At 68.5% G+C, this 13010-nt stretch carries 13 protein-coding genes and 2 pseudogenes; 9 read left to right on the top strand and 6 right to left on the bottom strand.

What is annotated here, in order from left to right; all coding sequences use genetic code 11:
• Window positions 1-77: 77 nt before the first annotated feature.
• Together QOM21_RS37240 and QOM21_RS37235 are read left to right on the top strand one after the other, a co-directional pair.
• Window positions 78-1025, top strand: coding sequence for a hypothetical protein (locus QOM21_RS37240; RefSeq protein WP_407555514.1), 948 nt, complete (start codon window positions 78-80; stop codon window positions 1023-1025).
• Window positions 1022-1933, top strand: a complete 912-nt coding sequence (locus QOM21_RS37235) for a terpene synthase family protein (protein WP_407555513.1) — start codon at window positions 1022-1024, stop codon at window positions 1931-1933. The genes QOM21_RS37240 and QOM21_RS37235 overlap by 4 nt, the downstream gene beginning before the upstream one ends.
• A 1017-nt stretch (window positions 1934-2950) precedes the next feature.
• On the opposite strand, the gene QOM21_RS37230 is transcribed toward QOM21_RS37235, so the two are convergent.
• A complete protein-coding gene (locus tag QOM21_RS37230) occupies window positions 2951-3433 on the bottom strand; it encodes a hypothetical protein (RefSeq protein WP_407555512.1) in 483 nt (160 codons plus the stop codon).
• A 173-nt stretch (window positions 3434-3606) separates the two neighbouring features.
• Here QOM21_RS37230 and QOM21_RS37225 point away from each other — a divergent pair, with 173 nt between their 5' ends.
• The 6 genes from QOM21_RS37225 to QOM21_RS37200 all read left to right on the top strand — a co-directional run bounded on the left by QOM21_RS37225 (window position 3607) and on the right by QOM21_RS37200 (window position 8289).
• Window positions 3607-4248 (top strand): HAD family hydrolase, encoded by a 642-nt coding sequence (locus tag QOM21_RS37225; RefSeq protein WP_407555511.1) that lies wholly within the window; start codon window positions 3607-3609, stop codon window positions 4246-4248.
• Window positions 4249-4355: 107 nt separating this feature from the next.
• Complete coding sequence (locus QOM21_RS37220) at window positions 4356-5546, top strand: helix-turn-helix domain-containing protein (RefSeq protein WP_407555510.1); 1191 nt, start codon at window positions 4356-4358, stop codon at window positions 5544-5546.
• A 285-nt stretch (window positions 5547-5831) separates the two neighbouring features.
• Entirely contained in the window at window positions 5832-6203 is a 372-nt protein-coding gene (locus tag QOM21_RS37215; protein WP_407555509.1) for a DUF6415 family natural product biosynthesis protein, read from the top strand.
• Window positions 6203-6592 (top strand): recombinase family protein, encoded by a 390-nt coding sequence (locus QOM21_RS37210; RefSeq protein ID WP_407555508.1) that lies wholly within the window; start codon window positions 6203-6205, stop codon window positions 6590-6592. Before QOM21_RS37215 ends, QOM21_RS37210 begins: the two co-directional genes overlap by 1 nt.
• Window positions 6593-6681: 89 nt before the next feature.
• Window positions 6682-6897: a hypothetical protein gene (locus tag QOM21_RS37205; protein WP_407555507.1), complete on the top strand. Its 216-nt coding sequence runs from the start codon at window positions 6682-6684 to the stop codon at window positions 6895-6897.
• Window positions 6898-7155: 258 nt separating this feature from the next.
• Window positions 7156-8289 carry a methyltransferase domain-containing protein gene (locus QOM21_RS37200; RefSeq protein ID WP_407555506.1) on the top strand — a complete coding sequence of 378 codons (1134 nt, stop codon included), beginning with the start codon at window positions 7156-7158 and terminating at the stop codon, window positions 8287-8289.
• 41 nt (window positions 8290-8330) lie between these two features.
• Here the strand turns inward: QOM21_RS37200 and QOM21_RS37195 are convergent.
• Both QOM21_RS37195 and QOM21_RS37190 read right to left on the bottom strand, forming a co-directional pair.
• Window positions 8331-8552: pseudogene (locus QOM21_RS37195) on the bottom strand (sigma factor); the annotation flags it as partial.
• A gap of 141 nt (window positions 8553-8693) precedes the next feature.
• Window positions 8694-9653 (bottom strand): helix-turn-helix domain-containing protein, encoded by a 960-nt coding sequence (locus QOM21_RS37190; RefSeq protein ID WP_407555505.1) that lies wholly within the window; start codon window positions 9651-9653, stop codon window positions 8694-8696.
• 553 nt (window positions 9654-10206) lie between these two features.
• Here QOM21_RS37190 and QOM21_RS37185 point away from each other — a divergent pair.
• Complete coding sequence (locus tag QOM21_RS37185; RefSeq protein ID WP_407555504.1) at window positions 10207-10461, top strand: hypothetical protein; 255 nt, start codon at window positions 10207-10209, stop codon at window positions 10459-10461.
• Window positions 10462-11050: 589 nt separating this feature from the next.
• Here the strand turns inward: QOM21_RS37185 and QOM21_RS37180 are convergent.
• From QOM21_RS37180 to QOM21_RS37170, 3 genes and pseudogenes are all read right to left on the bottom strand, one after another.
• Window positions 11051-11854, bottom strand: a complete 804-nt coding sequence (locus tag QOM21_RS37180) for a hypothetical protein (protein WP_407555503.1) — start codon at window positions 11852-11854, stop codon at window positions 11051-11053.
• 395 nt (window positions 11855-12249) lie between these two features.
• Window positions 12250-12489 (bottom strand): annotated as a pseudogene (locus QOM21_RS37175) (IS5/IS1182 family transposase); the annotation flags it as partial.
• Entirely contained in the window at window positions 12479-12604 is a 126-nt protein-coding gene (locus QOM21_RS37170; protein WP_407556034.1) for a hypothetical protein, read from the bottom strand. The pseudogene QOM21_RS37175 and the gene QOM21_RS37170, both read right to left, overlap by 11 nt.
• Between the last annotated feature and the right edge of the window lie 406 nt (window positions 12605-13010).

Raw genomic sequence — 13010 nt, 5'->3', positions numbered from 1 at the left:
CTGGGGGTGAGGCCGCCCGGCGGGCAGTGGAGTTCCTGTCCCGGGAGGCAGCGGGCCAGGGGCTACCGTCGGCCTGGTTGGACTTCGATCCGCGCTTCAACGACCCCTTCACCGCGCCCCGGACACGCGAGCGCCTGTACCGGCGCCACGGAGTGGACATCGGGTTCGACCCCGGCGCAGAGGGCTTCTCGGCGATGTGGGCTCTGGCACTGCTTCCATCTGCCGACCGAGAATCGCACGAGCTCGTCGCCATCCTGGCCCGCCAGGTCGAGCGGTGCCGCTGGGGGGACCGTTACCGCTTCTTCCCCTCCTCCACGGCCTTCGCGTGCGACACCGACTGCACCGCCGTCGCCGCAGTCGCCCTGCACCGACACGGGCTCCTGCCCCGTGCCCGACTCACTGCCGCGGCGCGGGAAGTGCTCCACGCCGGCGCGAACGGAGTCGGCCCGCACCCCGGGGTGGTCACGGTCTACTGGGACGACCATGCCGAGACTCAGGCACTGCCACGCAAGCGCAGACACGACGCCGTCGCCTGCGCCAACGTCCTTCACCTGCTGGGCCTGGCCCAGCAGGACACCCATCTCGAAAGCCAGCACGCTGCAGCCACCCTGCGCTACGTCAGCGACCATCTCACCTCCGAGCGCTACCTTCTCGGATCACGCTACTACCCGGCACCTGCGGCCTCTCTCCACGCCGCGTCCCGCCTGTGCACAGGCGAGACGGCTGTCGCCCCAGTCCTGCACGGCCCCCTGCACGACGCTGTGCTCCAGCACCTCGCCGTCCAGCCGAGCCCGCCCACAAACCCGCTCGATCTCGCGCTGCTCATCCTCGCCGCAGAGAACCTGGGGATTGCGCCCGGACAGCGGGAGCGCCGGACCCTGCTGGCCGGCGCTCAGCGCCCCGACGGGTCCTGGCCCGCCTGCCCCTACTTCCGCATGGGCCGCTTCACCCTGTACTACGGCTCGCCGCACCTGACCACGCTGTTCGCCCTGAGCGCCCTGCGCCCACATCGAGGATGCCCATGACGCAGGAAACGCTTCCATGCCTCCTGGAGCCGTACCACCCCTACTTGCCGACCGAACGGCACCGCGAACTCGCCCGAGCCCTGCTCGCGTGGGCACTGCCGCTCTGCTGCTGCCAGAGAGGGCCCGCCTGGCACGCCCGCAGCGCCTTCTACGCCGCCGTATTCGGCGCCCACTGCGCACCGCCAGGCGCCACCCTGCACCATTCCCTGCCCAGTGCGAGGTTCTGTCTGTTCTTCCTACAGGCCGACGACGGCCCTGCCGTCGAACTCGCCGCCCTGGCCGAACGGTTGCGCAGCGGCCGACAGACAGCCGAGGGTGAACTCGGCGTCTTCCACGACGCGCTGCTCGATGAGATGCGCGCCCAGCGCCTGCGCACCGAGCCGTTCCGCTCCGCGCTCGCGGACTTCTGCCTGGCCACCGCTTCGGAGCCGGCACAAAACCTCCGCGCCATGACCTTCGCCGAGTTCCGCGCGCTGCGTCGGCGCACGGTCGGTGTGCTCCCATACATCCGCTGCTGGATGGCGGTCTATGAAATGCCCGTGCCCGAAGAGGGGTCCGCGGCGGACCAGCTCACGGAACGGACAGTCGAGGTTGGCCACCTCGTCAACGACCTTGCCTCATACGCAACGGAGGCCTGCGGTGGACCGGGGAACGACGGCAACGCGGCCTCCAACGAGGTCCTCTTCCGCGCGGCGGCCACCGGCGATCTGCCACAGGCGGTCGATACCGTCGTGGACCGGTACAACCACCTCGCCACAGCGTTCGCCCACGCCGGTCACGGGCCACTACCAGTGCTCCTGGGCGCCATCGCTGACGGCAACCTGACCGGCCACCTCGGCCTCACCGCCACCCGCTACCCCGGGGCCACCAAGATTCTCCGCCGACTCCACCGCATCCCTGCGCTCTGAACACCCAGGGCCCCGGCAGAGCAACCCCGGCCGCCTCCGAGTCACGGACCCGGCTTTGACCTACAGAGACGGCGATGCCTTGATACCCGTCAAGGAGCACCTCAGCAGCGTGTGGAGGCTCCCGAGGGCTATCCGGGGGGCGCAATGCCCCGGACACTCTCGCCCAGGCACAGGCCGCCAGGTCCTCCCCCGACCTCCGACGAGGGCGCCCCCGGGCGGGTCGTCTTTCCGACCCGGAAGGCACAGCGGGTCGGAAAGACGACCCGCGGGGTCGGATATCCGACCCATCTGGTCGGAATTCCGACCCGAATTGAGGTCCTGACCTGCACAAACGCGGCCCTATATTTCCTCTCTCTACTAACTCTTCTCTCTCCTGCAGCGCCGCGGCCGGGCAACACGCCGCAGACCAGTCCGTGGACCAGGAGGCTGCCGTTGACGCGGTCCTCGCCGGATGCGCGGTGAGAGCAGGGCGGGCCCGGCCGCCGACTTCGGTCCATCGCCCTCTGGCCTCTCAGGTGCCCGAGCTAATCAAGGAGTTCGGAGAGCTTGGGCAGCTGCAGCTGATTGCCCGCTTCGCCGGGGGCCGCAAGTGGACGGACCTGGGCCGTGTGCCCCTGCATCCCCACTGCGAGCTATCGCTCGCGCCCGAGGCAGGCGCCGAGCCAGCCACCGCTGATGGCAGCGGAAGGGAGGTGCAGGAAGCCCTACTCGCTCAGATCGGCGTCACCGGCACAGTCCTGTCACATCACGCACCATCCCCCACCATCACGGCCGAACGGGCAGAGCGGAGCACATCATGCAGTCGAACGTCATCGAGGCCCTCCAGGAGCGGAAGCTGGCCTGGGTCCAGACCGAGCCCACGGCCGCGACGGACAGACGTACCCGACGGGTGCTCACTACGGCCGTCAGCGAGCGCCCCGGACGCGCTCGTGCGCCAATCTGACGGCGCCCCGTCGCCCCCGAACCCACGCGCCCCATAAGTACGCCGGCGATTCTCACACCGGACCGACGCCGCTCCTAGGCACCGCGCTCGGCCCCCGTCGGCCACACAACATCGACAGGCAGCCCAGCCTGCCGCGCCTGCTCAACACTGTCGGCCGTCCCGCCCTTTCCTGTAGATGGCGTGCCGTCCCACACCGCTACGAGCCGGTCGGCCCGCTTCAACAGCTCACCGTTGGCCGCTTCGTACGCGTCGCGATTCGCGGTGTCGTACGGCATGGTCACTACGTCCGCGATGCCGGCCAGACGCTTGAACGCAGGGGCGTGATCGGGCTTGACCTTCGCCTCCTGGTAGTCCCGCGAAGGCAGGATGACGACCAGGCCCCCGCCAGCCTCGACTACCGCCTCGGCGAACAGAGTGTCGGACCCGCGTGCCAGGCAGGTGACCCCGATCAACTCGCCTGCTTGGTGCTGGCGCAACAGGGTTCGCAGTGCCTTCTCTACCAGGCGCACGGTGCTTTCGGTGAGGTCCATGTGCCCGGTAACGGCGATGGTGGTCATGCTCGCTGTGTCTCCCTACGTTGCCAGCCGCTCGCAGATCTGGTCGCGGACCCAGCGCAGAGCGTTCCCAGCCGCCCGCGGCGGAATCTACTGTTCACGTTCTTCGCCTTGGCCCGCAGATCATAGAACCGGGCACTGCCAAACGTAGGCAGATCGCGCCGTAGGCTGCTTGCATGATCCGTGCAGTGGCATTCGATGTCGGTGAAACCCTTATCAGCGATGACCGCGGGTGGGGCGCGTGGGCCGATTGGCTCGGCGTGCGGCGGCACACACTGTCGGCGCTGGTGGGTGCGGTCGTCGCACAGGGTCGAGACAACGCTGATGCGCTCCGGCTTGTACGGCCCGGCATCGATGTGGAGGCCGAACGGGCCAAGATGGAGCGAGCGGGCTGCGGCGAACGTCTGGAAGAGTCGGACCTGTATCCAGATGTCCGCCCGGCGCTGACAGCACTCCGAGATGCCGGGCTGCGTGTGGTCGTGGCTGGCAACCAGACCACGCGGGCCGGTGAGTTGCTGCGGGCACTTAACCTACCGGCGGATGCCATCGCGACATCTGGGGAGTGGGGCGTGGCCAAGCCGGCGGAGGCGTTCTTCGCTCGCACCGTCGAGCTGGCCGGAAGCCCGGCGAGCGAGGTGCTTTACGTCGGCGACCACCCGCAGAATGACGTGCTGCCAGCGCGCGCGGTCGGCCTCCGCGCGGCACACCTGCGGCGGGGCCCACTCGGGCATCTATGGGCGGGCAGTCAGGACGCGCGTGCGGCTGACGTCCGAGTCACGAGCCTGACGGAGCTGGTGAACGTGGTGGGCAACCTTTGAGCGTCAACGGAGCTGCCCTGTCTGCGAGATGCGGACGGGGCCGTTTTCGTTCCCGACCGTGACGATCTGGGTACTGTTCGGAGTGGCTGCACCGAACGGAGGCCAGTTTGCCCAGTATCGTGTATAGCGGGGTAGGCCCCCGCATCGCCTACGAGCGCCGCATCGCGAGCCTCACACAGGCTGACCTTGCCCGCGCCGCGGGCATCGCTCTGGGCACCCTGCGGAAAATCGAGCGAGGGGAGCGGGGAATCTCCGACGCCCTCTTGGACGCGGTGGCCACGGCCCTCGACCTCGACCCGGCTCGGCTACTGCCGGACACGGAACGCCCGGATGACCGCGTGCACCAGGCTATGCCCACCCTCTCTGCAGTCCTCGCCGAGTACGAGGCGCCGGAGGATGGCCCGTACCGGGACCTGTCAGCGCTCGGCGAGGCAGTCGGGTCCGTCGTCACGCAGCGTCTGGGCGCCCAGTACATCCGCATTGCTCGCACTGTCCCGGGGCTCCTCGCTGAGCTGTGCCGTGCGCTGCAGACCGCAGCAGCAGACGACCGCCCGGCTGTGGCCCGTCTCCTGGTGGACGCATGTAGGGCTGCGGACGCCATTGCATTTAAGTACGGCGCAAAGGATCTGTCGGCGCGTCTCATCGACCTCATGCGGTGGGCGGCAGGGCAGACCGCCGACCCGCTCGTGGAAGCGACAGTTGCCTACGTTCGGACGGAAACGTTTTTCGCTGCGAGGGCGCATGCCGCGGGCCTGCGCGCACTCGAACGTGCGGCAGATCTGGCACCGCGGAGTGATCGGCCGACAGCGCTTGCCGCTCGGGGGGCGCTGCATATGCGCGCCGCAGTCATCGCTGGTCGGGCAGGTAATGGTGATGTGGCCGAGACACACCTCGACGAGGCGCGCGCCCTCGGCGACCGGGTGCCCGAGGATGTATATCGGGGCACCGCATTCGGTCCGAACAGTGTCCGCGTGCACGAGGTGTCAGTGGCTGTGAGTCTGGGCGATGGCCACCTGGGGCGCGCCTTGACGCTGGCTCGGGAGTGGAAGCCGCCGCGGGATCTGCCGGCAGAGCGTCGCTCAGGGTTCTACATCGAACTCAGTCGCGCTCAACTTTGGTCTGGTCGCCCTGACGCGGCGTTCGAGTCGTTGAAGGTGGCGCGGCGGATCGCTCCGCAGCACGCACGGGAGCATCGATGGGTGCGAGAGGACGCGGCCACCCTGCGCCGATTGAAGCGCGCGGATGCCGGGAGCCTGTCGAACTTCGCCGAGTGGTGTCAGGCCGGGACGGGCGCCTGAACGGTACCCCTGTCAGGGGTACTTGAGGGGTAGTTGCGGGACGAGTCTCTTCCTGAGCCCATCGGCACAGGGAGAGATTGTGACTGCAACGAAGGTTCCACCTGATGACGTCCCGCTGGCGGCCCCTGATGTGAGTTTCGTCCGGCTGCACGGCGAGGCGTGTTACTGGTGCGGAGCCGCGCGCACCGCCCTCGCCCCTGCTGGATCGGTCGCCACTCCGGTTGAGGGCGGCGTACGTGTGTGGTTCGTTGTGGCCTGCCCCCGTCACAGCGTCCGGAGGCCGCGATGAATGCGCCGTCTGGGCAGTGGGCCTCCCAGCGCGGAGCGTCCGCCGAGCCGGTCGACGCAGAGACCATCGGCGAGACGATCTGCCGGGCACTGTGCCTGGGTACCGCCCCGTTTGACTCCGCCGTGCTGGTTGGCCTGGAAGAGGAACTGCGCGGTCACATCGGCCTATTGTTTCCTGAGGTCCGCGATGCGGCTGGCCGCATCTGGCGCGGCAGTACCGAGTGGCACCGACGAATCGCGCGCCTCGACGGCGTCGAGCGACAGGTCAAGCAAGGCATCAGTGACGCCCCGCTGGCAGCACACATCCAAGTTCAGCAGCTCGCCCGTGACTGTCAGTGGCTACTTACTCAGCACAAGGCGGACGCCTGATGACGGCCCCGGCCCGCACGCCCCTCGCATTTGTCTACGACCGGTGCGCCACCAACTCACGGGGCCAACTCGATGAGCGGCTCATCGGCTGCCACGCCTACGCCGACCGCAAGGGCTGGGTCCTTGCGGGGCACTGGCTCGACCTCGGAGACGCCGCCTTCGACCCCGCCCGCCCGGAACTCGGCGCGCTGCTCGCCGCCATGCGCGCTGCGGCCCCCGGTCGCGAGGTGGTCTGCCTGGTTCACAACTGGGACCGTCTTGCCTACGACGTCCAGCACCGCATCGCCCTTCAGCAGCGCATCGCGCAGGCCGGCGGCTACTCGGTCACCACGTTCGACGAGTCCGACCAGCGCGCCCGCGAGGCCCTCGCCGGAGCCCGTCGTGCCTGAGCCACGCCGTATTCGCCTCGTCGTGACCTACCTGACGTGCCTCGCCGCCCTAGCCTTCGTCCTCGCCGTCGGCATCGCCGGAGGCGGGCATGGCTGACGGCGACCGCTGCGACTGTGGCTCGACCCTCGACCTGCGCGACGTCCTCGTCGACAGCGCCTCAGGCCCGTGCATCGCCCGCACCGTCTGCAGCGTGTTCGCGGCCGGGCAGGTCAGCCCGTGCCCTGTGCCCGAGTCGGCGGCCCGCGTCCTCGCTCGCCGAGCAGGAGTGCGGCTCCCCGGAGAAACGACGACTCTCAGCCTCTGAGCCCCCCCCCGCTGCGCTGCGACCCCGAGGCGCAACGGGAACGCCTGGCCGCCGCATACCTCACCACGGCGGCGGCCGGCAGCACCATCCGCTATACCTGCTACGGCAGGCACAGCTGATGTCTCGACCACATGGAGGAGATCATGAGCACTCTGCGAATGTCGGACAGCGGCAAGCACGGCGGTCAGCCGGAAGACAAGCCGTGGACGCCGCCAACCCCGAGCCCCGACGGCGAACGCCCCAAGGTGGCCTGAGTCAATGACCAACCCCCGACAGGGGCACACCGCGCTCGTCCAGTCTCTGGACGAGCGCGGCCTGTTGACCCCCAGCTGGCGCGCGGTGTGGGAGCGCACCCACCGTGAGGCATATTTACCTGCGGAGGTATGGCGGCAGGACCGTGACCGGTGCCGCCCCGTCACGACTGCCGCAGAGCGCGCCGCCCTGGTGTACTCCGATGAGCCCGTCGTCACGCAGGTCGACGACGGCGCCGAGGGCGGACCCGGCATCGCGACCGCTTCCAACTCCATGCCCTCCATGGTGGCGCGAATGCTCCAGCTGCTCGACGTACACGACGGGCAACGAGTTCTGGAGATCGGCACCGCCACCGGCTACGTCGCCGCACTCCTCTCCGCTCGATTGGGCGACCAGAACGTCACCAGCGTTGAGATCGACGCGTCGCTGACAGCGCAGGCCGAACGGAACCTGTCGGCCGCCGGACTCCGACCGCAACTGGTGGTCACCGACGGGGAGCACGGCTGGCCGGCGGGCGCACCCTACGACCGGATCATTGCCACCTGCGCACTGCGGCACGTTCCGTACCGACTGATCGAACAACTACGGCCAGGGGGCGTACTGGTGACGCCCAGGGTGGGCGACTTCTGGTGTGGTGCCCTCGTCCGTCTGACCGTCGGCGAGGACGGTATGGAAGCGTCGGGCCGGTTCGCGGGCACAGCCACCTACATGCCGATGCGCTCGCACCGTGGCACGACTGGCGCTACCCCGGACACATCCCGTCCGCGGTCGCTGGGCGCGGAGGTTCTTCCGCAGGAGATGATCACGCCCGGGTTCGCCCTGTACGCGGGCGCCCGTCTCCCGGGGGTCACGCTCACTGAGGGGCGGGAGGGCACTTACCTACGTGTGTGGGTCCACGACCATCGAGGCTCGGGGGCCATCGCGGATGCCGAGGGCACCGTCACTGAATTCGGGGACAGCAGCCTATGGGGAGAGGTGGAGGCAGTTTGGCAGGAGTGGGACAAGCTGGACCGTCCCACCGACACGGACATGGGACTGACTGTCGCCAGGAGTGGCGAGCGCGTATGGGTGCGGAATCCCTCCTGGCGCGTGGATCCCTTGCAGTCACCGCCTGTGCCAGGTCCGCACAGCCCTACCTAGCCCGACGAACACAGAAATAGCCGTGACCGGGGTGGGCTCGATCGCCGGCGGCGGGCGATCTCCGCCCCGGTTGCGTCGAGGAACTTGCGCCAGGCCACGGACCAGCCAGCCCTTCGCTTCCCGCGGAGGTCGGCCAGGCAGACGCGGACCGCCTCGACCAGCGCGTCCTGCACGGCGTCCTCGGCCACTGCGAAGTCCGCTCCGCGGCGTACGAGGTTCCCGAGCGCGCCTGGCGTGAGGCTCCGAAGCGGGCCCTCCTTCATTTGGGAGTTCCTCGGATGTGGGAAGCGTGGTCAGGAACGGGCGCAGCTCGATCCACGCGTGGATCGGCTGCCCGCCGGCCCCAGAGGCGGCCGACAGCTCCCCGACCGGCTCGACGGCGCGCTCGTAGCTGTCGACATCGATCACCATTCAGCCGGAGCGGCGGAGGGTGTGTCGCGTAGTGCCCTGCGCAGGGCTGCTACTTGAGTGGATGTCACTGCCGGGGTGGGGTCTGGGACCGGGGTGGTGGCTGTTCCGGTGCAGCGGGTGCATGTGGTGGCTTGCCGGCCTCGGGGCAGCGGGTCCCTGCATTGGAGGCACTCCGCCAACGGCGCGGCTGCCTGTGAGCCCTGGGGGCGGGCGCGGTGTGGGGGCAGTTTGCGTGTGAGGCGGTTGGTGAGGAAGGCGCGTGCGCTGTGCACGACGGGTGGTAGCCCTGCGGTGAGCAGGGAGCGGGCTTCCTGCTCGGTGACACCGTGGTCGAGCCAGCGGTCGGCCAGAGGCGCCAGGCCGAGGGCTTCGGTGGCGCTCAGCGCCAGCCTCGGCTCGGAGTGGCTCAGCCCCGCCAGAAACGCCGCTCCACGAGATGCTGTCTGCATTGCGGCTGCGGCTGCGGAACGAGGTGGATCGTGCGCCTCGTTGGCGCCGGTCGGCGTGCCGTAGCCGACCGATGGAAGGTCGGCGGTTAACGGCCGGGGGTGGGTGGGTTCTTCTCCCTGGTTCTTTTCCCCTTCAGGGGACGTTCCCGGTTTCCCGGCCTTCGTGTCGCCGGTTCCCGCCGGGGCGGGATGCGGCGCGCCTGGGGGTTGGGGGGTGTCGAAGACGTAGGTGGTGGTGCGGATCTGCCCGCTTTCCTCATCGCGCAGGGTGCGGCGTGCGTAGTAGCCCAGAGCGATCAGTTCGTCGATGGCTTTCGCCACGCCCCGTCGGCCCAGGCCGGGATTCTTGTCGGCGAGAGTGCGGACGTCCTCGCGGGAACCGTCAGGCAGAGACAACAGGTACGAGAGGATGCCGCGGGCGGTGAAGCTGAGCCGCCGGTCCCGTAGGACCTCGTTGCCCAGCACGGTGAAGGCACGCGTGCGCGCGGTAAGGTTGATACGCATCGAAGACTTTCCTCTTCGGTGTCGGACCCCGGGGCGTTGGCGCGCCGCCGGGGTCACCTATGTATGGGGTTGTTGCGAACGAGCCTAGCGCGCCGGTTGGCCGAACCACCACTCGCACAGGGCGATTTGACTGCGGCGCAGGCCCGCAGCTGCGCAATGTCTACCGACTGCGCCGCACCCCACCCCCCGGCTACACCGGACCGCTGTCCCTCAACGACTTCTACACCCGCCTCGCCAACCTCCCCGACACCGGGGTTACCAACGAGACCGAAGCCGCAAACCCACCTACAACAGGCCATCCCGTACCCCCCGAAACGAGGGGGTACGTGACCCCTCAAACGAGGGGGTACGTGGGCCCTCAAATGAGGGGTGTAACTACAAGAAGCATTAACAAGAAGAAAGAGAACCCAGCGCCTTCGGCGCGTAGCGCCCCTGACGCCCGCAGGGCTACTACAGGTAGTAGCGCGCGCGAGACCCCCGCCCGCTCTCCGCGGCGCCGAACAACGCCCACGCACACAAGCCGGCCCGCGCTGCGCAAAAGAGCCGCATACGGTTGACCCGCGAACAGACAGGCGCTATCCGCACCGTGGAGACCCGCTACCCCCCGAAGCTCGCCACCCAGATGCCCGACTACCAGCCTCCCGCAGTACGCAACGCCATCCTCGCCGCACTGGGCCAAGCGTCCCGCCAGCGAAGCGCTGAGCAGCTCGCCGACCGGCTCGAGCGCCGCTGGCATCACTGGGGCTTCGCCGACAACACCGCGCCGGCGAAATCGGGAGCTACCCCGGCGTCGTCATCTGCCTGCTGACCCGCCACGTGTGCGCCTACGACCGCTGCGAAGACGGCACCGCCATCGACACCGGACAACCCTGCAAAATCTGCCCCGACCGCGAACGACAACGCCGCCAACGCAACAAACCCCTCCCCCACCCCCAAGAACACCACGACGACCGGCCTCCGCGGCAAACCCTGTGGGAATGCTCAACCCCCGAATGCCGCCAACCCGGCAAAGGCACACCACCACCCGACGGACTCTGCGCACCCTGCCGCACACAACCCCAAAACCACGCCAGCACCGAACAGCCCACCGTCCGGCTATCGCAGCATCAGACCACGCGACAGCTAGAGGTGGGGGAAGACCACCCCCAGCCCCTGGCGCTGGAACTCTGAGTCGGGATCGACGCTTGGTTCTCCGGGCCGGAGATGGGAGGCGGTGACTCCCGGCCCGGATACCTGAACGCGACACTAAGCAATCGAACATAGTGCGCGGGTGGCAGGCGGTTGACCGCTCTTTGAGAGCAGCCGCGCAAGGTGCGGCATCTGAGCCGCCTCCCATACGGGAGCTCTCCGGGCCGGGGCTGCCAGAGACCATCTGTGTAGCCCTTGGCGTGGGTCGGCTACTGCATAAGCTCGGTGTGGGGATGCTCTGGCTCTGCCGGGCATGTATAGAGCTGCTGTTTGTAGCCACTGCCGATCTGGACCGCGGTAGGTTGCCGCGTGTCGCGGTAGTGGTGACCAACCGGGGGTGCGGCGGCTTGGTCCTCGTTCGGGATCCAGCTGCAGTTGCCGGCGTCCCATTCGAACGTGGCGATGGTCAGCAGCGGGTCCATCTCGATGCCACAGACGGGGCAGAGTCGAGGGACGGGATCGGTATAACCCCACCCGGGCCAGCCGCCGACCTTCCAGCCGGGGGCGACGGACAGATGACCGCCGTAGAACGACTCCGGATGGGCAGCGTAGGAGCCGTCCACGCCGGGCCCGGCCGCCATCCACCTGCTCCAGTCTCCCAGCTGTTCTCGCAGTTCCTTGGTCAACTCCAGGAAGCTGGGGTACTCGGTGACTTGCTCCGGCGCGAGCAGGCACGCCTCGGGCACATATCCCTCGAACTCCACCAAGAGCGGTTCCGGAGGTGAAACGAGGATGTCGGTAACGGTGGCCGCGGACCGCCAGAACAACGCGGTCCGGGGCATGTAGTTCTCCGGAGGGTGATCGAAAGGGCACCACAGCACCTGAAGCAGATCGACCCCGGCCTGCCCGGGTGGGCGCAGCGACGGGACATCACGCGTGTACAACTGGGCCACGGGGAGCATGGGGACCGGGCCGTCCGGCCACTGGACGGCCTCGTTGATCTGCTCCCAGAGCGCTTCCTCTTCCGGTGTGTACTGGGCGACGCGAGGATCACCGTCCGGGCTCATCGCCACCCTCGCCTGGTGTCGCCGGCGCAGCCGCACCTCCGCCAACAGATCTGATGCTTCAGGGTGCGGGACGGCGCAGTGCGGCCACGGCTCCGCTGCAGGCCACAGCAGCGGCCCGCCGACCGAACTGTCGTGCGGTGATGGAGCCCCCGGGCGGGGGTGCAGCCGGGTGGCCGAGCGTGCCAGCGGGGCCAGTTGCGGGAAAACCGCAGTGACGTCAACCGACCGTGGCGGAGTGGTTCGGGTGAAGTTCATGGCCGCGATGTAACCAGCCGCCTCTGACAATGGGATACCGAGCTACGGAAATCGCCACCACACAGCTTCCGTGCGCCAGGAGGCAGACCATGGTAGCCATCCATGCAAGCCCAGGTGGACCACCACAGGCGGGTGAGTTGAGACTGCCGCTTGAGGCGGTTGATGCAACGTTCGACGGTGTTCCGTTGCTTGTAGGCCTCGCGGTCGAAGCCGGGTGGGCGGCCTCCGTGACGGCCTCGCCGTTGGCGGTGGCCGAGCTGGTCGGACGGCTGCGGGATGACCAATCCGGCCATACAGGCAATGAGGAAGAGGTGACGGGCAGAGGCGGGGCCGCGCGCCCGGAGAGTCCCGCGCGAGGCGGCGTTGGGCTCGCGCCTAGCTCTCGGCGGAGACCAGTCCGCTGCGGCCGCGGGTCTCGATGTCGAACCGGACCTTCTGCGCGTTGGTCTCCTGCTCCTCCAGGAGCTGGGCCACGGCCCCACGCGCCTGGTTGAGTGCCACCCCTTCACTGGCGCTTACGGGGCAGGCTCCACTCCTGCTCGCGTGGCCACCGTGGCCCCTCACCGTGGACCGCTCAGCGTCGGCCCGCGGATAGGTGTCCGATGAACGGATCCGGCCATCCGGATAACGGTCTCATTTCGTTCGCTGGCATTTTCGAATGCCTCTGCTTGCTATGTGATGTGCGTCACTAAAGAAGTGGTAAAGGTCGTGGTAGAACTGCGCAACTCCACAGGTGGCACCACCCCTCGCCACGGCACGGAGCGGCCGGCACGCACCGGCAGTACGACCAGGGTGATCACGGTCCGAGTCCGCGGATCGCACATCCAGGGTCGCCAATCGGACAACGGCGTTCACGCAAAGACCGCACATCTTCTCGGCGCAACCTCCCATGCGCCGATCTGCGCCA

This window comes from Streptomyces sp. Pv4-95 (assembly GCF_045782725.1).
GTDB lineage: Bacteria > Actinomycetota > Actinomycetes > Streptomycetales > Streptomycetaceae > Streptomyces.
Note: the sequence above shows the minus strand (reverse complement) of the source record. Positions and strands in the feature narration are given on the sequence as shown.